Source organism: Alloyangia pacifica (assembly GCF_900116195.1).
GTDB lineage: Bacteria > Pseudomonadota > Alphaproteobacteria > Rhodobacterales > Rhodobacteraceae > Salipiger > Salipiger pacificus.
Map to the genome: position 1 here is coordinate 17,766 of NZ_FOZW01000025.1, position 21,786 is coordinate 39,551.

General features: G+C 59.6%; 19 protein-coding genes. 10 read left to right on the forward strand and 9 right to left on the reverse strand.

The genetic code is table 11. The features are described from left to right. Positions 1-13: 13 nt before the first annotated feature. Positions 14-466: a c-type cytochrome gene (locus tag BM397_RS27970; RefSeq protein WP_092431218.1), complete on the reverse strand. Its 453-nt coding sequence runs from the start codon at positions 464-466 to the stop codon at positions 14-16. A 125-nt stretch (positions 467-591) separates the two neighbouring features. On the opposite strand from BM397_RS27970, the gene BM397_RS27975 reads away from it, so the two are divergent. Further along, complete coding sequence (locus BM397_RS27975; protein ID WP_092431217.1) at positions 592-810, forward strand: DUF1858 domain-containing protein; 219 nt, start codon at positions 592-594, stop codon at positions 808-810. A gap of 28 nt (positions 811-838) precedes the next feature. Here the strand turns inward: BM397_RS27975 and BM397_RS27980 are convergent, their stop codons facing one another. Further along, positions 839-1,534, reverse strand: a complete 696-nt coding sequence (locus BM397_RS27980) for a Crp/Fnr family transcriptional regulator (protein WP_092431243.1) — start codon at positions 1,532-1,534, stop codon at positions 839-841. 101 nt (positions 1,535-1,635) lie between these two features. Here BM397_RS27980 and BM397_RS27985 point away from each other — a divergent pair, with 101 nt between their 5' ends. Together BM397_RS27985 and BM397_RS27990 are read left to right on the forward strand one after the other, a co-directional pair. Continuing rightward, complete coding sequence (locus BM397_RS27985) at positions 1,636-2,064, forward strand: pseudoazurin (protein WP_092431216.1); 429 nt, start codon at positions 1,636-1,638, stop codon at positions 2,062-2,064. An 80-nt stretch (positions 2,065-2,144) separates the two neighbouring features. Further along, positions 2,145-3,380: an NnrS family protein gene (locus BM397_RS27990; RefSeq protein WP_092431214.1), complete on the forward strand. Its 1,236-nt coding sequence runs from the start codon at positions 2,145-2,147 to the stop codon at positions 3,378-3,380. Positions 3,381-3,977: 597 nt separating this feature from the next. On the opposite strand, the gene BM397_RS27995 is transcribed toward BM397_RS27990, so the two are convergent. The 6 genes from BM397_RS27995 to napF all read right to left on the reverse strand — a co-directional run bounded on the left by BM397_RS27995 (position 3,978) and on the right by napF (position 9,109). After that, on the reverse strand, positions 3,978-4,250 hold the full coding sequence (locus BM397_RS27995; protein WP_235940200.1) for a hypothetical protein: 273 nt from the start codon (positions 4,248-4,250) through the stop codon (positions 3,978-3,980). A 73-nt stretch (positions 4,251-4,323) separates the two neighbouring features. After that, complete coding sequence (locus tag BM397_RS28000; RefSeq protein WP_092431212.1) at positions 4,324-5,025, reverse strand: NapC/NirT family cytochrome c; 702 nt, start codon at positions 5,023-5,025, stop codon at positions 4,324-4,326. Between the two features lie 26 nt (positions 5,026-5,051). Continuing rightward, positions 5,052-5,495 carry a nitrate reductase cytochrome c-type subunit gene (locus BM397_RS28005; protein ID WP_092431210.1) on the reverse strand — a complete coding sequence of 148 codons (444 nt, stop codon included), beginning with the start codon at positions 5,493-5,495 and terminating at the stop codon, positions 5,052-5,054. A 330-nt stretch (positions 5,496-5,825) separates the two neighbouring features. Then, the gene (gene napA / locus BM397_RS28010) at positions 5,826-8,318 is read right to left on the reverse strand and encodes a nitrate reductase catalytic subunit NapA (RefSeq protein WP_092431208.1); all 2,493 of its coding nucleotides are present in this window, start codon (positions 8,316-8,318) and stop codon (positions 5,826-5,828) included. A gap of 3 nt (positions 8,319-8,321) precedes the next feature. After that, on the reverse strand, positions 8,322-8,594 hold the full coding sequence (locus BM397_RS28015) for a chaperone NapD (RefSeq protein ID WP_092431207.1): 273 nt from the start codon (positions 8,592-8,594) through the stop codon (positions 8,322-8,324). Next, positions 8,591-9,109 (reverse strand): ferredoxin-type protein NapF, encoded by a 519-nt coding sequence (gene napF / locus BM397_RS28020; RefSeq protein WP_092431205.1) that lies wholly within the window; start codon positions 9,107-9,109, stop codon positions 8,591-8,593. The genes BM397_RS28015 and napF overlap by 4 nt, the downstream gene beginning before the upstream one ends. Before the next feature lie 526 nt (positions 9,110-9,635). Here napF and BM397_RS28025 point away from each other — a divergent pair. The 3 genes from BM397_RS28025 (at position 9,636) to BM397_RS28035 (ending at position 15,703) form a co-directional block, all read left to right on the forward strand. Continuing rightward, positions 9,636-10,535 carry a DMT family transporter gene (locus BM397_RS28025; protein WP_245696271.1) on the forward strand — a complete coding sequence of 300 codons (900 nt, stop codon included), beginning with the start codon at positions 9,636-9,638 and terminating at the stop codon, positions 10,533-10,535. An 814-nt stretch (positions 10,536-11,349) separates the two neighbouring features. Next, positions 11,350-13,017 (forward strand): RNA-directed DNA polymerase, encoded by a 1,668-nt coding sequence (locus BM397_RS28030; RefSeq protein WP_176806974.1) that lies wholly within the window; start codon positions 11,350-11,352, stop codon positions 13,015-13,017. Between the two features lie 592 nt (positions 13,018-13,609). Then, positions 13,610-15,703 (forward strand): ATP-binding protein, encoded by a 2,094-nt coding sequence (locus BM397_RS28035; RefSeq protein WP_143015463.1) that lies wholly within the window; start codon positions 13,610-13,612, stop codon positions 15,701-15,703. Between the two features lie 511 nt (positions 15,704-16,214). On the opposite strand, the gene BM397_RS28040 is transcribed toward BM397_RS28035, so the two are convergent. After that, positions 16,215-17,243: a LacI family DNA-binding transcriptional regulator gene (locus BM397_RS28040; RefSeq protein WP_092431197.1), complete on the reverse strand. Its 1,029-nt coding sequence runs from the start codon at positions 17,241-17,243 to the stop codon at positions 16,215-16,217. Positions 17,244-17,464: 221 nt separating this feature from the next. On the opposite strand from BM397_RS28040, the gene BM397_RS28045 reads away from it, so the two are divergent. The 4 genes from BM397_RS28045 (at position 17,465) to BM397_RS28060 (ending at position 21,709) form a co-directional block, all read left to right on the forward strand. After that, positions 17,465-18,379: a LysR family transcriptional regulator gene (locus tag BM397_RS28045; RefSeq protein ID WP_092431195.1), complete on the forward strand. Its 915-nt coding sequence runs from the start codon at positions 17,465-17,467 to the stop codon at positions 18,377-18,379. Positions 18,380-18,539: 160 nt separating this feature from the next. Next, positions 18,540-19,607, forward strand: a complete 1,068-nt coding sequence (locus tag BM397_RS28050) for an ABC transporter substrate-binding protein (protein WP_245696270.1) — start codon at positions 18,540-18,542, stop codon at positions 19,605-19,607. Positions 19,608-19,666: 59 nt separating this feature from the next. Further along, positions 19,667-20,476 carry an ATP-binding cassette domain-containing protein gene (locus tag BM397_RS28055; RefSeq protein WP_245696269.1) on the forward strand — a complete coding sequence of 270 codons (810 nt, stop codon included), beginning with the start codon at positions 19,667-19,669 and terminating at the stop codon, positions 20,474-20,476. A gap of 27 nt (positions 20,477-20,503) precedes the next feature. Beyond that, on the forward strand, positions 20,504-21,709 hold the full coding sequence (locus tag BM397_RS28060) for a sugar ABC transporter permease (RefSeq protein WP_092431191.1): 1,206 nt from the start codon (positions 20,504-20,506) through the stop codon (positions 21,707-21,709). The last annotated feature ends 77 nt before the right edge of the window (positions 21,710-21,786 follow it).

Here is a 21,786-nt window from a genome sequence, read left to right on the forward strand (position 1 = left end):
TCCTGTCAGAGCATCAGCCGGCGTCGTTCGGCGGCCAGCCCTGGGTGTCGGTCTGATCCGCCCAGCGAAGGAACTCGGCAAGGGCGCGCATCTCTTCGTCGGTGATCTCGAAGAAGGGCATCTGGCGGCGCCCCTCGATGCCGGAGGGTTGTGCCTTCATCCAGCCGTCGAGGATCTCGTAGGCCAGCTCGGGATCTTCGGCCGCGCCCCAGCGGGTCATCACGTTGCCGAGTTCGGGGGCGAAATAGGCACCCTCGCCGTGCAGGGTATGGCAGTTGATGCAGGAATGACGTTCCCACACATGCTTGCCGTGGCGGACCTCATCGGTCAGTTCCATCCCGGCAGTCGCGGTCTGGGTGATGTGACGGTGGCTTTGCGCCGTCAGGGCCACGAACACGAGCACGAAGAAAATGGATCCCCCGTAGAACACGTTCCTGGCCCGCGATTTTGTAAGTATCTCTGACATTTCGCGGTCCCGGCAGTTTGTTTCGGATACGCGAGGTCTACGCGGCGGCAGGCGACCGTTTGTTGTGTAAGCGCAAAGAACCCGGTGAAAGGTGCTGGCAGGGTTCCGGAGGAAAGGACTTCTCCATGCGCCGCCGCCCGAACATTGATGATGTTGATCTGACGCTGGCGGACCTATTCGCGCTCTGGCCCGAGGCGGCACGTCCGTTCCTGGACCTAGGAATTCTTTGCCCCGGCTGCCCAATCGCGCCGTTTCATACGATCATGGATTCCTGCCGGGAGTACGGTCTGGACGAAGATACCTTCCGGAACGCGATTGTCGGCCAGCTGGGAGCGGGAAGGTAGCGTTACAGCTAGACAACGGAGTACGGGTTCAGCCGGTCTCGTTGCTGAGCACGACCAATCGATGCGGATCGGTGACGACGATGTGCTTTCGCGTAGATTGAACCATGCCTGCCTTTTCCCAAGCAGAAAGCAACCGGCTCACAGTATGCAGGGTGGTACCCGTCATATCTGAAATGTTCTGGCGCGTGACCGGAAAGGCGATCTCAATCCCCTTCTCGGTCTTTCGACCGCTTTGATTAACCATGCGAAGCACCGCGGCAGCGACGCGTTTCTCCACTGCCTGAGTCGCCATCTCGGTCAGGGTTTCCTGGATCTGGCCCAGCCTCGCACCCAGCGTCTTGTAGCTTTCGGTGGCGAAACCGTCGTATTTTGCCGTGAATTCGGGCCACAGCCGCACCGGCCAAGACAGCGCGATAGATTCCGCCGCCGCGACGGATGTGGCGGGGAATGTGTCACGCTGCAGCGCCGGGGCGATGCCAAAGAGCTGACCGGGCGAGATGTGCAAGACGATGATCTGTTCGCCGCCGGGCGTGGTGCGGATTACCCGCAGATAGCCGTCCAGAAGCAGAAAAAAGCGATCGGCATCGTGGCCCTCGCGGAAAATGGCCACGCCTTCCTCGTAGCGGCGCGAGCTGGCCTGATCGAGGATTTCGCGGATCTGCGATCTGCTGAGCCGCGAGAAGGGTGGCAGGCCGCTCAGAAGGCTTTCGTCGAGCTTCAGCAAGTTTCGGTCCGCGAGTTTGATCAAGAGCAACGTTCAGGAGACTGTCTTAAACCAGAAATGTGGCAGGCGAAACAAGCGGACGAAGAAGAAAGGATGTTCCGATGTTTGCGAAAATGATGGTGGCTGCTACCCTTGCAGTGACCGCGACGATTGCCGGTGCCGAGACCATCGAGATCAAAATGCTGAACCGCGGTGAGGCCGGTGCCATGGTATTCGAACCGGCTTTCGTGAAGGCGGAAGCGGGCGACGTGATCAAGTTTGTTCCCACCGACAAAGGGCACAATGCGGAAAGTATCGATGGCATGCTTCCCGATGGCGTCGAGGCCTTCAAATCCGATATGAACAAAGAATTCGAACTCACCGCCGCGGCGGAAGGCGTTTATGGCATCAAGTGCACCCCGCATTACGCCATGGGAATGGTGGCCCTGATCCAGGTTGGTGATGCGGTGAACTTCGACGCGGCTGCAGGCGTGAAGCAGAAAGGGAAATCGAAAGACCGCATGGCGGAGCTGCTTGAACAAGTCGAATGATCACTCGTCCCTTTGACGTTCGACCGATCCGGGCGGTGCCAGACGCACCGCCCGATTGTCTTTAGGCCTGGAGGAACCCCATGCCCCTTCGTGAGCGTTACCGTGGCCCGGCGCTGTTGTCCTATGGCTTCCGGCCCTTCTTTTTGTCAGCTGTGCTCTTCGCGCTTGTCGCGATCCCCGCATGGTTGTTGATCTGGCGCGGAGAGATCGCCCGCGCAGGCCATTTTCTTCCCACCGACTGGCATGTCCACGAGATGGTCTTCGGCTATGGTGCCGCTGTACTGGCAGGGTTCCTGTTCACCGCGGTGCCGAACTGGACCGGACGACTGCCGACACGCGGCTGGCCGCTTGCGTTACTTTTGGCTGTATGGCTGGCCGGTCGCGTGGCGGTGGCCGGAGGACTAGGGCTGAGTCCGACGGCGGTGGCATTCGTCGACCAGATGTTCCTCCTGGCAGTCGCAGCAATGATCGCGCGAGAAATCGTCGCCGGAAAGAACTGGCGCAATCTCAAGGTTCTGGTGCCTGTGTCGCTTCTCTGGATCGCCAACCTGCTGTTTCATGTCGAGGCGATGGTAGAGGGCAGCGCGGATCTCGGTCGCGGGCTGGGAATTGCCCTGCTGATCTTTCTAATCCTGCTGATCGGTGGACGGGTTGTCCCCAGCTTTACGCGCAATTGGTTGGTCCATCGCGGCGCGACCCGGCTGCCTGTCGCCTTCAATCGCTTTGACGGGCTCTGCCTGGTATCCGGCGCCGCGGCGCTGATCGCCTGGGTGGTCGCTCCCTTTGGCATAGCTTGCTCGGTGTTCAACGCGGTGGCGGCCATTTTGCACATAGCCCGGCTTGTCCGCTGGCGCGGCGCGGAGACATGGCGCTCGCCGCTTTTGCTGATGCTGCACCTCGCCTACTTGATGGTTCCGCTCGGTTTCGCATCAGTGGCGGCGGCGGCGCTCGACCTTGCCGGGCCGGCTGGCGCGGCGCACATCTTCGGGATCGGCGCCGTGGGCGGAATGACCGTGGCGGTAATGATGCGAGCGACGATGGGGCACACCGGCCGGCCGCTGGTGGCTGGCCCCGTTCTGACGGCCGCCTTCGTGCTTGTCGTCGCGGCCTGCGCTGCCCGCGTGGCCGGCGCTCATTTCTGGCTGGGCGCGCTAGACGGGATCGACCTTTCTGCCGCGCTCTGGACTGTCGGTTTCGCCCTGCTTGCGTGGCGGATCGGTCCGTGGCTTGCCCGACCGCGGGTGGCGCGGAAGATGCCCAGTTCACCGCCTGACAAACAGGAAGCTGCCACATCGGACGCTCGAGCAACAACTTGACTGACTCTGTTCCATGAATGTTCGCCCTGGAGGGCGGGTGCCGAAATCACCGGCGAATGCTGGAGCGTCCTCTGACCCGCCGAACCTGCCTGTTGCGAAACATTATCAAGACTTATCAACGCTGGCGCAGTCGGGGCGACGTTCAAGGCTCCGGCTCGGTCGAGCAAACTTCTTCCCTACGCCGCAATACTTGCTGCGGGGCTGAAGATGGAGGTCACGAAGTGCCAGAAGAAGCGCCGGACGCTGATGCAGTTGCAGGGCGATCTCGTGGCTCTCGAATACTCGCGGTCTTACGGCTTTTGGGAGTGTTGATCATTTGGCCAGGGCCGCTGATTTGCTGATCCTGAATAGATTTGGTGACCACGTTTAGGCGGGGTTTAGGCGGGTTGCGGATTCCCTCCGGTCTTTGCCACTGCGCTGGACATTGACATGCCAGTCGTTGTTTCCGCCAGCCCTCGCTACCTTGACGGCTTTTCGCTTTCGCCGGCGGGCTTGAGACTCGGCTCGAACCGGACCCGATCCGTCTCCAAGCTTGGGCGAGTTCGTTTCCTTTGGTGTAGGCCGTGATCCGATCTCGTTGCCTTGACGATACTCGAGTCAAAGCATGGCGCCTTTGCGCCGGATGGCGCATCCCACAAGCCCGGCGATGATGCCAATGACCGTCGAGACGCTGTATTCGAGTGTGGTGATCGGCACGTGCGCAGAATGATGTCCCCCGAGAATAATTGGGGTAAGGACCCCGATCACCCCGCCCAGGATCATCGCGATGATCCAGTTCCGGGTCGTCATGCCGAGCGCGACGCCGAGGATGCCGGGCAGGCCGAGGATGCTACCCCCGATGGTGCCGAGTAGATCAAGCAGGCTCAGCATGGTCTGGTCTCCGTGAGTTGCTGGCGTGGGGCCGGCCGGACATCGCCCCGGCGCCGTTTGGCCCGGTAGGTGGTCAGTCCGCCGAGATGCCGAGGTATGAGCGGATCGAGGCGACATCGACGCGCCCCGACGCCTCGGGCATGCGGCTCTGCGCCAGGGTTTCGACCACGTGCTGGTATTCCTCAAGGTAGCCCGGGGCGAGGTCATGCGCGATGCCCTGGTGGCAGTCGATGCAGGTCATGTTCTCGTCGACCGCGCGCTGATGATTTTGTGCCGCCCGCGTCTCCTGGATGGTGAAATCCATGTACTCGAAGGCGTGGCAGTTGCGGCACTCTCGGCTGTCGGTCGCCTTCATCTTCTTCCACACCGCCGCGGCCATCTCGAGCCGTCGATTCTCGTATTTCTCCGTGGTGTTTATGGTGCCCAGCACCTCGTGATAGACATCCTTTACCGCCATGATTTTCGCCTTCATCTTGTATTGCCACTCGTGCGGCACATGGCAGTCCGAGCAGATCGCCCGCACGCCGGAGTGGTTGTTATAGTGGACAGTCTGGCGGTACTCGCCGAGGTTCGTCTCCATCGAGTGGCAGGATGTGCAGAACTCCTCGGTGTTGGTCATCTCCAGCGACCAGTGAAAACCACCCCAGAAGAGGATGCCGCCCAAAAAACCCGCGATCAGGAGGAAGCCGGTGCTGAACAGCCCGGTGGGGCTCCAGAACTTGTCCCAGATCCGAAGCAGGATATTGCGGCGACCGAGCTCGTTTTTATCCGGCATCTCGTCTCTCCCATTGGGCCGTTGCTTCAGCGCATTTCGCTGGAGGCTTCGAAGTCATTGCCGACCAGCGCCGGCGCATCCGCCTGCGGGACGTGGCACTGATTGCAGAACCAGCGGGTGCCGGCCACCGTGTCGAGCTGGTTCCCGCTGCGGTCGAGGTAGTGTGTCATCGACAGCGTCGGAGCGCCGCGGTCACCGGCATTGCTCCAGTCATGGCAACTGAGGCATTGGTTGGTGCGCAGGTCGATCTGATATTGCGTCATGGAATGCGGGATCACTGGCGGCTGCTGCCGGTAGTTGCGCACCTCGCGGCCCTCCTGCTGCTGGTAGATCTCGGGCGGCTGGAGTTCCTGATCGACCGAGGCGCCGCGCAGCGACTGGATGCCTCCGGATGTCTGCGCCACGACCAGCCCCGCGACGAGCAGGGGCGTTGCGAAGGCGGCGATCCTCGCGATGACCGGCAGTTTCATGGGCGCTCTCCGTAGTTGATTGCTGTCACGCAGGGTGGGTCACTCAGGCGGTGGAGTGTCAGGATCGTTCGGGCGGGGAGGAGGGGGCCTCGACATGGGTGTCGAAGTGACAAGTGAAGGCAAAAACGTCGACCGAGCAGGCCTCGACGCAGCGCCCGTGACTGGCGCAATCGAGCGAAAGGACAAGCGGTGTATCGCCATCCTTGACGCGCGCCGCCGCCGGCCATCCGCACGGTATCCTTCAGGAACCTGCGGCGTTGGGGTGAAAACGGCGTGGCGGTGGGCATGGTCGGCCTCCTCTAACCTCTCCTCGGGCGTGGACGGCCCAGCTCATACCCGCTCGACCTTGCAGGCACATTTCTTGAAGTCGGTCTGCTTGGACAGCGGACAGGTGGCATCCAGTGTGAGCTTGTTGATCAGTTGCCCCTCGTCAAACCAGGGCACGAACACCACGCCCTTCGGCGGCTTGTTGCGGCCGCGGGTCTCGACCCTGCTGAGCATCTCGCCGCGGCGGGTCGAGATGGCGATCTCCTGCCCGCGGCGCAGGCCGCGCGCCTCGGCATCCTCTGGGTGCATGAATACTACGGCGGCGGGGAAAGCGCGGTGCAGCTCGGGCACCCGGCGGGTCATCGAGCCGGAGTGCCAATGTTCCAGAACGCGCCCGGTCGAGAGCCACAGATCGTACTCCTCGTCGGGCACCTCAGGCGGGGCTTCGTAGGGGGCAAATATGATCTTCGCCTTGCCGTCCGGGTAGCCGTAAAAGGTGACCTCGGATCCTTCGGGGACATATGGATCGTAACCCTCGCGGAAGCGGTAGAGCGTCTCCTGCCCGTCGACCACCGGCCAGCGCAACCCGCGCGCCTGATGGTACTGCTCGAAGGGCGCGAGGTCGTGGCCGTGGCCGCGCCCGAAGGTGGCATATTCCTCGAAGAGCCCCTTCTGCACGTAGAAGCCAAAATGCTGCGCCTCGACGTTGTCAAAGCCCTCGGCGGTCTCCTCGAGTGGGAACTTGTCCACGTTGCCGTTCTGGTAGAGCACTTCGTAGAGTGTCTTTCCGGCGAGCTCGGGCATCTTGGCCACAAGCTCGTCGCCCCAGGCCTCCTCGACGGTGAAGCGCTTGGCGAACTCCATCAGCTGCCAGAGGTCAGACTTGGCCTCGCCCGGGGCCATGACCTGCTGGCGCCAGAACTGCGTGCGGCGCTCGGCATTGCCATAGGCGCCTTCCTTTTCAACCCACATGGCGGCGGGGAGAATGAGGTCGGCGGACATGGCGGTTACCGTGGGGTAGGCATCCGACACCGTGATGAAGTTGTCAGAGTTCCGGTACCCGGGCCAACCCTCTTGGTTGATGTTTGGGGCCGCCTGCATATTGTTGTTGCACTGCACCCAATAGGCGTTGAGGTTTCCATCCCGCAGCGCGCGGTTCTGTTCCACCGCATGCAAGCCCGGCTTATCGGGGATGGTGCCCTCGGGCAGCTTCCAGATTTCCTCGGCATGCGCACGGTGTTCGGGGTTGGTCACCACCATGTCGGCGGGAAGCCGGTGCGAAAAGGTGCCCACCTCGCGGGCGGTACCGCAGGCCGAGGGCTGGCCGGTCAGCGAGAAGGGCGAGTTGCCCGGCTCGGAGATCTTCCCGGTCAGCAGGTGGATGTTGTAGCACAGCCCATTCACCCATCCGCCGCGCGTGTGCTGGTTGAAGCCCATGGTCCAGAGCGACATGACCTTGCGGTTCGGATCGGCGTATTGCTCGGCCAGCCGTTCGAGCTGATGTGCCGGCACACCGGACATCTCGGAGACTTTTTCCAGCGTGTACTCCGAAACGGCGGCGGCATATTCGTCGAAGTCGATCGGGGTCAGCTCGCCCGAGTTGGGGTTGGCGGCGGCCTGCTGCAGCGGGTCGGTGTCGCGCAAGCCATAGCCGATGTCGGTGGCGGTCTTCGTGAGGTTGACGTGCTTTTCCAGGAAGTCCCAGTTCACCGCATCGTTCTGGATGATGTAATTGGCGATGTAGTTGAGGATCGCGAGATCGGTCTGCGGCGTGAATACCATGCCGTTGTCTGCCAGCTCGAAGCTGCGGTGTTCGAAGGTCGACAAAACATGCACCTGCGCCCCGGGCTTGGTCAGCCGCGTGTCGGTCAGCCGCGACCAGAGGATCGGGTGCATCTCGGCCATGTTCGAGCCCCAGAGCACGAAGGTGTCGGCGTGCTCGAAGTCGTCGTAACAGCCCATCGGCTCGTCGATGCCGAAGGCGCGCATGAAGCCGACCACCGCCGAGGCCATGCAGTGCCGGGCGTTGGGGTCGATATTGTTCGACCGGAAGCCCGCCTTCATCAGCTTGGAGGCGGCGTAGCCCTCCCAGACCGTCCATTGCCCCGAGCCGAACATGCCCACCGAGGTCGGCCCCTTGGCGGCCAGAGCCGCCTTCCATTTCTCGGCCATGACGTCGAAGGCCTCGTCCCAGCTCACCGGCTCGAATTCGCCGTTCTTGTCGTAGACGCCGCCCGACTTGCGCAGCATCGGCGTGGTGAGCCGGTCGGCGCCATACATGATCTTCGACAGGAAGTAGCCCTTGATGCAGTTCAGGCCGCGGTTCACCGGGGCCTCGGGGTCACCCTGCGTGGCGACGACCCGGCCCGCCTTGGTGCCCACGAGCACCGAGCAGCCGGTGCCGCAGAAGCGGCAGGGAGCCTTGTCCCAGCGGATGTCCGAATTTCCCGGGGTCTGCGCCAGCGCGCCGGGGGCGAGCGAGATGCCCGCTGCGGCGGCGGTACTGGCGGCGGCGGTGGCCTTGAGGAAAGTCCTGCGCGAGTCCGAGATGGTCATGGGTCAGGTCTCCGGATGGGGGGCGGCGGTGGATGGGCGTTGGGCGAGGTCTTCGAAATGGTGGTAGTTGATGGTCAGCGAGATCACGCCGCGGATCTGGTGAAGCGTCATGATGATGTCCGAGGCGAAGGCGGTGTCGGTGTCCTCGACCACCACCACCAGCCTTCCGTCGTCGCTCTGCGCATGCACCTCGACGCCGTCGAGCGCTTCCATCTGCGCGCGGGCATCAAGCAGCGCGTTCTGCGCAACGTGGACGAGGCAGCCGCAGATGTTCATCGCACGACCTCCGTTGCCGGTGCGCGCTGCTCAAAGGACACGGCGCCGGCGGGGCAGGTGAAAGCGCATTCGCCGCAGCCGGTGCATTGCTCAGGGTCGAGTGTGGGTGCGGCGCGGCCGCCGGTCATCAGGCGAAAGCGGATGGCGCGGGGCTCGCAGGCATCTTCGCAGGCCCGGCAGGCGATGCCGCCCAGAGACAGGCAGGTGTCGGTGATGGTGGCGGTCCACGGCCACTCGGGCACGGCCTCGGGACATAGTGCGCCGGTCTCGCAGGCCTCGGCGCAGGCGCCGCAGAATGTGCAGGCGCCTTTCGAGAAGTCTACCAGCGGCAGGGCGGGGCCAGACGGGCCGGGCTGGCGGATGAGGATCGCTTCGGGGCAGGCGCGCAGGCAGTCGCCGCAACCTGTACAGAGCTGCGAGAAGCGGGCCTGAGCCCCCGGGGGCCTCATGAGAGGTGCCTCGGGGCGCGACAATTGCCCGCGAAGGAAGTTGCGTCTGCTGTGCTGGGTCGTCATTGACGTCCTGGCCTTTCGCTGACTCTATAAAATTTAGCAAAATTAAACTGTGAGTTGCAGACTGCCACAGGTTGAGCGTCCTGAAAAGAGCTGCGCCTGACCTAGCATAAAGTGGTGTTGAACGTTGTCCAATTGTGAGAGACCTAGCTGTGAAATCTCGTAAGGTTGTTCAATCACAAATCACGCGTTTCGATCTGACGCCGTGTCTGGCCCGGCCGTTCGCGCAGTAGGACGTGGCGGTCGCCTGCCGCGAGACCGACGGGGTGAGCGACTAGCCCACTCAAGCCCCGAGGGACAGTTAAGCGTTCCAAAGCGGTATACTGGCCCTCCGGTCGGCGGCGTGCCTTGGGTTCTGCGGGACGCGCGATGTGACCGAAAGACCTCGAAGCCAAACATGTTCGGCTTCGCTACAGCATGAAATTTTGAATGTGTTCTAAGCATTCGATGTGGATTTTCTGCTGAGAGCATGGCGCCAACTCGAGCAGTCCTGCTAAGAGTGCGAGCAACCATGCAGGGAGGGCGCGAGGTGCGGCAGTCGAAAGTCTCGATCGGGATGCTCATGATGTGCGTCGGGGTCGCGTGCCTGAGCGTCAATGACGCCTTTGCCAAGCACCTGACGTCTGACTATTCCCCTTTTCAGGTGCTCTTCCTGAGAAATCTCATTGCGCTGCCTTTCGCAATTGCGATCGTGCTATTCAGCGGTGGAACTGGTGCCTTGCGATCATACCGACCCGCCGCCCATCTCGTCCGCGGTGTTGTCTGGGTGGGCGCCGCCTTCATGTTCTTCTCAAGTTTGAAGCAGATGCCCATCGCTGAAGCGACAGCGTTGGTGTTCGTGGCGCCACTCTTCATCACTGCGATCTCGGCCATGTTCCTTGGCGAGCACGTCGGGTGGAAAAGGTGGCTCGCAGTCATGGCGGGATTTCTCGGCGTCGTCATATCGATACGCCCAGGGGCAGCCAGCTTTCAGCTGGTATCACTGCTGCCCATCGGAACTGCCCTTTTCTACGCTCTCCTCATGGTCAGTGCCAGATGGGTCGACGAGCGTGAGAGCGTGTGGACGCTCCTTCTATATCTCACTGGGGCAGGGGCTCTACTGAGCGCTTTCATTGCACCATTCGTATGGCATCCCGTGCCGCTCAGTGACCTGTGGAAGTTCGTTGCTATCGCATTTTTTGGGACAGCTGGGATGACGCTGATCACCCAAGCCTTCCGAATGGCGCCCGCGGTTGTCGTTGCGCCTCTCGACTATACGGCTCTGATCTGGGCAACGTTGGCAGGATGGCTCGTTTGGAGCGAAATCCCGGAAATGTCCGTATTCGCCGGCGCCGCCATCATCATTGGTAGCGGTATCTTTACAGTGTGGAGAGAGCACAACCGGGAACGACAGTTAGTCCAAGCTGCGCACGCAAACACGGCGGCGTAGGGGTTTGACCTTGCCCCTTGTCGGCACGAAGCCAATACATGTGGCGGTTCAGCGCCAAGTCGAAGGCTAACCTATTGGCGTTTATGCGACTCCGGGGCGGGGTAGGGCGGCCGCAAGGAGTACCCAGAAGCCTGTGGCGTAGTCTGCCCATGCGTCTTCTCAGCGCAGTGAGCGGACATAGCGGTGAAGCGATCAATGATCGCCCCATGATGACGCGACCGGCCCAGAGCCGACTTTTGTGCCAGCCGCAGCAGATGGCCGGTCCCAGTTCTGAGCGGCCATTTCGCTTGAGCGCGGCGTTGCCCAGAACAGCCCAAAAGTGCCGGTCGTGCTGGGCGCGAAGTTCTGCGGAAATTGTTCTTGGGGGGCCGTCTTGCATGGGCGTCGAAGCGAGCAAGGACTATGTCTTACGATAGTCCGCTCCAGAAGAGAGTTCCGCAGGCTCATGCAGGAAGGTGCTGACTGGAATTTTGGTTCTACGCAGATCCCGAAGCTCAAACATTGGTCCAGGGGATGCTTGAATGTACTGTGGCTTGAAGTCTACTGGATACAACTAACGCAGCGAGCCCCTTGATGATCGTCGGAAAGGCTGTCCAATGTTCAAGGCTTGAGGCTTGCTGTGGCGCTTAGGCAAAGACCAAAAATGTCGACGTCAAATGGTTCTTCTCTGCCATAACAGTCCAAAGTATATAGGGATTGAGCGATATAACAGATGGTACTAACAGTTTCTGATCGCCTTAAGAGGCTCCTTGCTGTTGGCTATTTCCCCAAAGAGCTGCCCCCTTCATTCACGACAAGGACATTTTCCAGCCAAGTGGATGATATCGAAGAATCTTGGGCCGCGCACGAAGGATCACTGGGTCAGCAGCAACGAAGAAAATATCCGCCTATTACCAATTACTCCAGATTTGACATGGCTAGGAAAGGCCATTCGCGAAGAATTCTTGCCATCCCAAATCCAATAAGTCAATTCTTCTTATCCAAGGCAATCTGCGAGCATCAAGGTGAGTTTGAGGAAACTTTCAAGGGGTCTGAAATAAGCCTCACACCTGCGAATATATCTGCCAGTAGTTCTCGTGCAGTGCCGTTAGAGGCAATATCTAAGCTTTCTGAGAAGCGTATCCAATCCTATGCAACCGCGAAGGTAATACTCCAGACTGATGTGCTGAGCTTCTATCATTCGATTTACACTCACTCAATTCCATGGGCGTTGCATGGTAAAAGGGTCGCTAAGAAGAATAGGAGCACCAGCGACCCTCTAATGTTCGGGAATTTGATCGATGCGCTAATGCGTTCGTGCCAAGATGGGCAAACGATTGGCGTCCCGGTGGGGCCTGATACATCGAGGATTATTTCGGAAATAATACTGTGTGCGGCAGAGCGGCAAGTGGGCGCCGAGAATTTTGCAAAGTTATCCGCCGGCTACCGCTACATGGATGACTTCTTTCTGTGCTTCTCATCGCATGTTGATGCAGAGACCTTTTTGGCGGCGCTTCGAGAAGCAATGCTCAGCTTTGATTTACAGCTGAATGCTGCTAAGACTCAAATATTCGACGCAATTGAATACAATGAAGAGGCGTGGCCAGGCGACATCTCCCAGCTTAAAATTCGATCAGGTTCTCAGAATCAGCGTCGCGATCTCATGAGATACTTTACAGAGTCAATAAGGCTTGGGAAGTTGTGGCCGGACGAAAGCATCGCCTCCTTCTCGATTCGAAAATCATCTAGAATTCTGGTGGAGCGCGAAAACTGGGATATATACGAACCTTTCCTTCTACGCATGGCGCGAGAGAATTCCAATTCCCTTGATTCGGTTGTAAAGATAATCTGTACCTATGCTGCGGCGGGATATCCTATGAGCGGTAGAGTTCAGACATTTGCCGAGGGTATGATCGAAGAGCATGCTCCTTACAATCATCACTATGAGGTCGCTTGGACGCTTTGGCTGTGTCGCTCCTTAGGAATTCGCCTTGGTGAAAGAGCAACGCAGCTGGCATCTCGTGTCGAAAACAGCGCCTGCGCTTGCCTTTTTCTGATGCTGCGCAGCAGGTCACTGCTCACCGGCCGGGGAAGCATCACAGAATGGACAGGGACTGTGACATCCGAAGACTTACACGGGGAACATTGGATGCTAATCTACGAGGCAGGTGTGCGAAAAACTTGGAAGATTCCAGGTGCCGAAGCCGCCGTCACGGGCGAACCACATTTTCGCGCGCTAAAGGAGAAAGATGTCTCCTTTTTTGACACTTCAGCTCGCAACGTACCTCTAGAGCTTCCGCAGATTAACCGTTTGCTTGAAAGGGCGCTAGAGGGGCGGCGAACCGCTGTCCTCAATGGGAACATACTGTTTGAATCGAGGATTCCGAGGTCCCGCCGTGAGTACCAAACGCTGGGTGAGGACTACGGCGAGGATAGCGGAAATTGGGATGAAGAGTTTCATGTATTCGGTAACGAACTTGATGATCTAGACGAGCTCTTCTGATGCCAGCGGCAACAAAGAATTTGTACGAATCGGTGTGCTGGTGGCTCGCCCAGGGATAGGTCCGCAGATACCTGCTGTTGTACTTCGGTCGCCAATAATGAGCGATTCTTTCTACCTAAGCGATGAATGGTCAATGACTATTCTCCTCTCAATTCGAATAGGTCTTCGGCGACCACTGCCACGTGCAGGGTTTGGAGATGTGATGCGAGCGGCAACTACCTGCGAGTCGGATATCTATGGACAGACTAAATTTCTAGAGTACTAGGATTTGGACTTCAGCCAAGACTGCTTTACCGCGCGATGTTGCTTGACCAAGGCAGGGAGTTAACGGTCTGCATCCTGGCGCTTTAGTGCAGGCCCAGCTAGGTATAATTCACATTCGATCGCGTTCAGCCTATTGCAGATGGTTTCTTCTCGGTACATCAAGAGCGTCGGGATGAGGGTATAGGTAGGGAAGCGGACTTGCGGCGACGCAGCGCAAGAGGCACAGAAACGTCAGGTAAGCAGCCAGCAAAGCGGGCGTTCGTGAAGTGATGATTCCCAAAAGGCCCGTGCAATAAAAATTTTCTTAGTGAGGAAAGAAATGCCGTCATTGAAGACAAATCTCGTCAAAAGAATTGATCGGCTTCCAAAGCCGACGAACACAGCTGACGCGATGCAACCACTCTTCGAGGCGGTTAGTAACTCGATCCACAGCACCCAAGATCGGTTCAAGGACAAAGTTGGCAAGCTAGGGGAAATTGTTGTCACTCTCACGATGGCGAGCAGAAAGGCTCCCTCAAAGATCGTGGTCGAAGACAACGGCATCGGGCTCGACGGCACGAATTACGAGGCATTTACCACCACCGACACCGACAACAAGATAGCGCGTGGAGGCAAAGGTGTAGGACGATTATTGTGGTTGGATTGCTTCGAAACTATCCTCGTGTCCAGCACGTCAGTCGAAGCTGGCCATACGAAGCATAGGAAGTTTCGCTTTGTTCTATCACAGTCTAATCAAATAGAAGGTTATGAAGAAAGCGAGTCCGAGGGCGCTGCATCCGACACTGGTATGTTGATCGAGTTTAATAGACTCCGGGACAATGGTTATAAGGCGAAATTCCCTGGGCGTCCAGCATACGTCTTCCAGCATTTTACATCTCACTTCTTGCCGACCTTTATCGGATCACGCTCACCTAAAATCACGGTGCACTGTGGCGATGAAACAAGGCACTATCCTGATGAAATAAACTCGATCATCCATCGCAAAAAAACTATAGAAAAAATATCTACTGCAGATTACGGCCTTCTGACGCTTACGTTGATGGAGTGCGACAAAGTTGCGAGCGCGGATTTACAAGGATCGCACTTCGTCCATTTCATAGCGCACGATCGAACGGTTCATTCTCAGAAGATCGACGGCAAGCTAGGTCTTAAGTATTTTGGCGCAAATGAGGATCGGGTGTTTCACGCTGTGCTCACCGGCGATTTCCTCGACGAGAACGTTAATCAGGAACGGACAAAGTTCCAGTTCGAGGACGCGGTCCTTGATCGAATCGTGAGCGAGGTCTGCACACAGCATATCGAGGACTTTCTGTGGGAACCTTTGCGCGCGCTGCGTCAAAATCAACGAACCAGGGTCAAGGCGATAACGGAATCCTACCCATCGGTAGCTTTCGGCGACGTAGACGAACTCCAAGACAAGCTTCCTTCGGGTGAGCTAAATGATGATGCGATCTTTGGGCATCTCTCGCGCGAGCGCTATCGTCGAGATCAACGTCAAGCTGAGAAAATTCGCGCAGTTCTCGAGCGATTGAAGGAGCCAACTGTTGACGTCCATTCTTTCGCATCTGCAATCGAATCCGCCGGTAAGGCAATTGAAGAAGCTGAGCAGAAAAGCCTCACCGAGTATATCGTCCGACGAAAGGTTGTGCTCGATTTCATAGAAATTCTTCTTGAGAAGGTTCGTGACGACACACGTGACAGTAGTTATCAGCGCGAAGACATTCTGCACTCTTTCATCTGCCCATTGCGGATCAACACTCTGTCCGATGGTGCCAAGAAGGTCGTGCCGGCTGCGTCGCATGATCTTTGGATAATTGATGAGCGGCTAACCTTTGCCCAGTATTTCAGTTCGGACGAAGAGTTTCAGAATCTCACGGAAGCAGTCGCCAGCGAAGAGCGACCAGACATCTTGATATTTGATCACGTCCACGGGCTGCGCCAAACCGACGATCCTTCGCGCGTGCTACTCGTCGAATTTAAGCGTCCTGGACGAACTAGTTATAATGCCGATGAGAACCCTCAACATCAGGTCGAGCGATATGTTAGGCGGTTGCTCGAGGGCGGGAAGTTGGACGTCAAGGGACGCCCCATTAAGTTGAGGGAAGACACGGTCTTCTACTGCTTTATAGTCGCCGATATTATAGGGAAGATGGACGACTGGACCTATTCGTGGGACCGTACGGCTGACGGTCGAGGGAGATTTTACCAGCCGCGTTCCGGGTTCAAAGGCTCGATCGAGCTCATTGCGTGGGACACCCTGCTGAGTGATGCCCGCGAGCGAAATCAGGCCTTCTTCGACCGAGCCGGAATTTCGGGTAAGAGTTTCTTTGTTGAGGCGCAAGAAACCTCCCATCAGCGCCTGCAGGCTGAGGACAGTTCGTCGATTGAGGCATTGTCTCCGGCTGGCTCGGATAAAGTCTGATTACGGCTGGGGAGGAGCAAAGCGTCCAACAACTGTCTACCGGCAGGTGAGGGCTCAGAAGGGCGGTCTGCAGAGTTCAAATGCACAACTTTGTAGACACCGCATTCGGTTCTCGGCGGCCGTTCCGGCACGAGCGGTATCATATTTCCGCAGAGGTTTCCGTCATCCCAATCTGGTTACAGCGCCACGGAACGATTGGCCGCCTTGGGCTGACCCTCGCCTGTCGCTACCTGCACACTCTCATTATGAAGGAGGGACCGGCAGGGGGGGGCAGGTCACTCACGATCGTCCTCATCGCGCCGCGCCGCATGCCGACGAACCGCCAACTCCGCGTACCACTCGGGCGTTCTCGTAATATTCAGGTTCCTGCGCATCGCTGCCGTTCGTCCTGAGTGCAGCGAACTTCCGGTTTCCGCCCTTCGCGCCCACGCCATTTTGGATGACACACGTGGCCGAAGGGTGGTGTCAGGCTACCCTTCGAAGGCAATGCCATGGTGTCAGCGCGTTGCGCTTAACAATTTTCGGAAAGCAGGATCCTGAAAGGAAACTCCCGCTTCTTCGCCAGGGCCTCGCCCGCGCCGGTGGCCCACTCCGCGATGGCCATTATGGCCCCGTCCATGATCTCGAGACCGGGGTGTTCAAGGATTACGTGGACCTGTCCTGCCTTCAGCATCGCCCGGGTCGCAGACGTCAGCTCATTCCCCACGACAAGGATATCCGGGCGTCGCGCATCGCGAAGGGCGTTGACTGCGCCTTCCAGTCCTCCTCCAATGACAAATACGCCATGAAGTCGGCTGCCAGCCTTGCCCAACAAAGTGCTGACTGCCCGCGCGGCTCCGATGTCGCACTCCCCGCTAGACAAGGCAGGCAGGACGGACAATCGGCTGCCTTTTTCCTTGAGGAAGGTACGGAAGCCTTCTTCCTCGGCCCACTGATTGCGAAAGAGGGTCCCGCCGTTGACCAACCCGATGCTGCCCTCGGGACCCCCAAGCCGGGACATGAACCAAGCCGCAGTCCGACCCAGTTCTATTTCGTTGCTTCCAACCAGGCCGGGCGCCGCAGGGCAACCGAGGCCCGAGATCACTGGCAGCACCGGGACACCCTTGCGGTTGAGATCCTCTATCGCGGCATGAACCTGCGGATGGTCGATGCAGTGACAGGCGATCACATCACATCGCTGCGCCAGATCCACGAGGGCCGCCACTGTGGCCTCGGGTTCAGGGTGGGTGAGGTGATGCGTGATGACCCGGGCCTGAACGTCGTGGCTGCTTTCCGCAGTGGCCTGCGCACGATCAGCCATGTCGAGAAAGGTGCGTCGAGTCCTTGCGTTTAGCAAGAGGCCGATCCGGCAATGGGGTGCCTCGGTGCGCAGCCGGCTGCGGATTACACCGACCCCATGAAAGGAGACCTCTTCTGCGATTTCCAGGACGTGTTCGACCGTCGCTCGCTTGACGGGCAACCGCCCTGTCATGATGCGGTCGACGGTCGAAACGCTGACACCTGCGGCCTCGGCCAGCGCCTTATTCGTGATGCGTTGCAATCCTACTCCTCGAGCCGTTCGACGCACGTGATGGCGGCTGACGCCTGACCCCAATCCGGTACATCTTAGCACAGGACATCATATTCATTCATTTTGACGCTTTGTGAAAGCCGCCTGCGGGCTTTGCTTGGCAGGTTGAACGGGCATTGATCTAACGATCCACCAACATGCAACGCCCTTCTCCGCCTGATGCGAGCGGGCGACCGCGGGAGGGGAAGGAATTGGATCGCTGGGCCGAGTTTCAGGTCTTCGTCAAGATCGCCGAGGAGCGCAGCATGACCCGCGCCGCTGAGGTCCTGAACAGCTCGACCTCGGGCGTGAGCCGTCAACTGACCAACCTTGAATCCCGGCTTGGCGTCAGGCTGATCCAGCGTTCCACCCGGCAGTTGAGCCTCACTGACGAAGGGGAACGCCTCTATGGCCAGGCGCGTGACCTGCTGTCCACTTGGGAAGAAGCCGAAGCCAATGTCAGCCTCGGATCACATGTGCCGACAGGGAGGCTAAGGGTTGGCGCGTCGCTGTCGTTCTCCCTGCTGCACCTGATCCCGGCGGTCAAACATTTCCGCACACTCTATCCGCAGATGGCGGTCGAGATCGTGTCTTCGAACCGCTACTACGACATCATCGAAAACGGGCTCGATCTGGCGATCCGCCTGCGCCGGGTCGAGGCGGACAGCTCCATCACCATCCGGCGCATTGCCGAAACACGTCGCCTGCTGGCAGCATCACCCGAGTATCTGGAACGCCGCGGCGTGCCCGGACACCCCGAGGATCTGCTGTCGCATGACCTGATCCTCTATTCGCTGGCCGACAACTGGAACGACCTTCACTTCACCAAAGGCTCGGACAGCGCGAAAGTTCAAGTCGATGGCGCGCTGATCATGAACGACGGGCAACTGATCTGCGAGGCGGCGCGCAACGGGCTCGGGATCCTCGCCCAACCCACCTACATCCTGCAGGCTGATCTGGACGCCGGGCGGCTCGTGAGGGTGCTGGACGACTGGGACCTGCCGCGACTGACCATGAACATCGCCTATCCCAGCAAGTACTTTGTGCCTCTGCGCACGCGCCTGTTCATCGACTTCCTTGTCGAGGACTTCCGCCGCAACGGGTTCGAAGAACGGTGGACGGCATGACCACCGCTTTTTGCAAATCTTGCAAGAATGTTTCCCGGACTGGCTTGTTAATCCCGGTTCTGGAAATTGTTAGACCTTCGGACAGGCTGAAGCCGCGGCGCCTTGGAGGGGTCCGCGACACGGAACACAGCCCCGAAAACTCTCTGGGAGGAGAATGGATATGAAGAAAACACTGGCTCTGGCCATCCTGTCGTCGACCGCACTTGCCAGCGCAGCGATTGCTGCCGACACCAGCAAGGTGTTCTTCCTGTTGCCGAACACGACGACCATCCGCTTTGAAAGTCGCGATGCGCCGTTCTTTGTCGAGGCGATGAAGGAGCGCGTGCCGGGCGCGACCGTGACAGTGCAAAACGCCCAGGGCGACCCCCAGCAGCAGCAGCGCCAGATCGAGGACGCGATCGCGCAAGGCGCGGACCTGATCCTCTTGACCTCGGCCGATGCAAACCTTGTCGCTGGTGGTCTGGCTGCCGCCGAAGCCGACAACATCCCGGTCATCCTATACGATCATGACGCAATTGGCGGCAAAGCCGAGGCGCATGTGGTGTTCGACTCCCTCTCCGTGGGTCAGGCGCAGGGCCGCCGTGCGGCAGAGTTGATCGAAACGATGGACAAGAGCCCGGTCAAGGTTGCGCGGGTCAAGGGGAACCAGGGCGAATACGGCACCGGCCAGTACGAAAAAGGTCAGGACGAGTTTTTGATGCCCCTCGTCGAGGCGGGCAAGGTCGAGATCGTCTGCGACCAATACACCCAGAACTGGGACCCGACGCTGGCGCAGGCCTTCGCCGAAGACTGCCTGACGCGCAATGGCGGGGACGTGGACGTCTTCCTGGGCATGAACGACGGCACCACCGGCGGATCTGTTGCAGCGCTGATCAGCCAGGGCTACGCGCCCGGCGAAAAGATCGTCACCGGTGGTCAGGACGCGACCGTCGAGGCGCTGCGTTACATCGCGCAGGGCTGGCAGGACAATTCGGTGCTGAAGGACCTGAGGCTGGAAGCCAATGCCGCAGCCGATGTGGCGGCCTCGATCCTTGCCGGGAACGGCGTGCCTGCGGAACTGGTGAACGGTGCCGTCGACAACGAATACATGGAAGTTCCGGCGGTCTTCCTGCCGGTCAGCAACATAACGCGCGACACCTTGGGTGATGTCGTGTCAGCCGGTGTCTGGACCTGGGCAGAGATCTGCCAAGGCGCCGAAGACACCGAGGTCTGCAAGCAGAACCAGTAAGCCATACCGCAGGCGGCGCATCCCGCCGCCTGCACAATCCACACATGGGAGGAACCACCATGACGGACATGAGTGCCGGTCGGGAAAGGCATGTCCACACTTCGGGCACAGTGCCCCTGATCTCGATGCGCAACATCCACAAGAAGTTCGGATCGCTGCACGCGCTCAAGGGGGCGTCGATCGATGTCCACGCGGGCGAGGTCGTGGCGCTGGTGGGGGACAATGGTGCCGGCAAGTCAACGATGGTCAAGGTCATGGCGGGTGTCCACATGGCGACCTCGGGCGACTACGAATTCGAAGGCAAACCGGTCAAGATCACCTCGCCGACGGACGCCAACGAGCTTGGGATACAGACCGTCTATCAGGACCTTGCCCTGTGTTCGAACCTCGACGCCGTGCAGAATCTGTTCCTCGGGCGTGAGCTGACCGGATCGAGCTTTTTCGGTCGTCGCATCCAGCGCGCAGAATGCGAGGTCCGCGCCCGTGAGGTGTTGCAGCGGATGCGCCTCGGCAACCTGTCCCTGACGCGTCCAGTGGGGGCGATGTCGGGCGGTCAACGCCAGAACATCGCCATTGCGCGGTCGATCCTTTGGACACCCAAGGTGGTGATCCTCGATGAACCGACCGCCGCGCTCAGCCATTCCGCCGCCGAACAGGTGGGCAACCTGATCCGCACGCTGGCCGATCAGGGCCTGGGCATCGTCGTGGTCAGTCACGACATCCACAACTTCGTAGTCAACGCCACCGACCGGATCGAGGTCATGCGCCTTGGCGCCAATGCCGCCAGCTTCCGCACCGGCGACGTGACTGGTGAACAGGTCGTCAACGCCATGGTCGGCGGCAATGAAGGCGTCAATCTCGCGGGGTGACCGCGGCACATTTCGGAGGACTCCCCCATGGCTGAAGCCATCAAATCCGCGCCGCCCCAGGTGCATCGCCGCAGCTTCGGCGATCTTCTGACCCGCGACCTGCGCGCGCTTCCCATAGTCATCGGCCTTGTTGCGCTCTGGGTCTTTTTCGCCACGCAAAGCGACGTGTTTCTGACCGCGCGCAATCTGTCGAACCTGCTCGTGCAGAGCACCGTGGTCGGCATCATGGCGCTTGGCATCATGTTTGTGCTGCTGGTCAAGGAAATCGACCTGTCGATCGCCGCGATTAACGGCGTGACCTCGGTCTTGATGGCGAAGCTTATCGTCGAAGCGGGCCTTTCCCCCTGGTTTGCCGTTCCCATCGCCATCCTTTTGGGTGCGCTCATCGGCAGCCTGTCGGCCCGTTGGGTGACCTTCGTCGGCGTGCCCTCTTTTGTCGTCACGCTGGGCCTTGGTCTTGCCCTGAACGGACTGCAACTGATCCTGCTGCCGGCCACGGCGCGTTACAGCCTCAACGGCACGGGACTTGAAAAGATCGCTCTGATCAATATCGGCGGCATCTGGTCCTGGGTCGTGCTGGCCATCGGCATCCTCAGCTTTGCCGGGCTGGTCTTTTCCGAGGCGGCGAGCCGCAATAAGGCCGGTCTGGAAACCCCAATGATGCGCGCAGTTGTCCTGCCCATCGCCGCGGCAACGCTCTTTGGCGTGATCGTCGTGTCGATCCTGTCGGCACACAAGGGCATCCCGCTGATCGTGCTGATCTTTGGCATCTTACTGGGTCTCGGTGGCTACATCCTGAAGCAGACTCAGTTCGGGCTCTACCTCTATGCTGTGGGTAACAATGACGAAGCGGCGCGTCGTGCGGGCGTCAAGGTCCACCGCATCAAGATGGCGGCCTTTGCCATCGCCGGCGGCGTAGCGGCCCTGGCCGGTGTGATCGCGGCCTCGCGGACCCTCGGTGTGGGCGTTTTCTCCGGCGGTGGCGTCGGTGGTGGCACGCTGCTGCTGGAATCCATCGCGGCGGCGGTGATCGGTGGGGTCAGCCTCTTCGGCGGGCGCGGATCGATCCATGCGGCGCTGCTCGGCGCACTGGTCATCGGCACCGTCAGCAACGGCCTGAACTTGATGGGTGTCGAAAACGAGATCCGCCTCATCGTCACCGGCCTTTTGCTCGTCCTCGCTGTCTCCATCGACAAGCTGATCGAGAAGGCCACGGGTCAGCAGAGCTTCTGACCCATCCGGACCCGCGCCGATGCTCCCTCCGGGCGCGGGTCCGACACGTCCACGGGTGGCACACGAACACCCTGATC

What these genes read in the sequence shown, in the direction of transcription:
- BM397_RS27970 (WP_092431218.1), bottom strand. Translation starts at nt 466, where the DNA reads ATGTCAGAGATACTTACAAAATCGCGGGCCAGGAACGTGTTCTACGGG.
- BM397_RS27975 (WP_092431217.1), top strand. Translation starts at nt 592, where the DNA reads ATGCGCCGCCGCCCGAACATTGATGATGTTGATCTGACGCTGGCGGAC.
- BM397_RS27985 (WP_092431216.1), top strand. Translation starts at nt 1,636, where the DNA reads ATGTTTGCGAAAATGATGGTGGCTGCTACCCTTGCAGTGACCGCGACG.
- BM397_RS27990 (WP_092431214.1), top strand. Translation starts at nt 2,145, where the DNA reads ATGCCCCTTCGTGAGCGTTACCGTGGCCCGGCGCTGTTGTCCTATGGC.
- BM397_RS27995 (WP_235940200.1), bottom strand. Translation starts at nt 4,250, where the DNA reads ATGCTGAGCCTGCTTGATCTACTCGGCACCATCGGGGGTAGCATCCTC.
- BM397_RS28000 (WP_092431212.1), bottom strand. Translation starts at nt 5,025, where the DNA reads ATGCCGGATAAAAACGAGCTCGGTCGCCGCAATATCCTGCTTCGGATC.
- BM397_RS28005 (WP_092431210.1), bottom strand. Translation starts at nt 5,495, where the DNA reads ATGAAACTGCCGGTCATCGCGAGGATCGCCGCCTTCGCAACGCCCCTG.
- napA (WP_092431208.1), bottom strand. Translation starts at nt 8,318, where the DNA reads ATGACCATCTCGGACTCGCGCAGGACTTTCCTCAAGGCCACCGCCGCC.
- BM397_RS28015 (WP_092431207.1), bottom strand. Translation starts at nt 8,594, where the DNA reads ATGAACATCTGCGGCTGCCTCGTCCACGTTGCGCAGAACGCGCTGCTT.
- napF (WP_092431205.1), bottom strand. Translation starts at nt 9,109, where the DNA reads ATGACGACCCAGCACAGCAGACGCAACTTCCTTCGCGGGCAATTGTCG.
- BM397_RS28050 (WP_245696270.1), top strand. Translation starts at nt 18,540, where the DNA reads ATGAAGAAAACACTGGCTCTGGCCATCCTGTCGTCGACCGCACTTGCC.
- BM397_RS28055 (WP_245696269.1), top strand. Translation starts at nt 19,667, where the DNA reads ATGACGGACATGAGTGCCGGTCGGGAAAGGCATGTCCACACTTCGGGC.
- BM397_RS28060 (WP_092431191.1), top strand. Translation starts at nt 20,504, where the DNA reads ATGGCTGAAGCCATCAAATCCGCGCCGCCCCAGGTGCATCGCCGCAGC.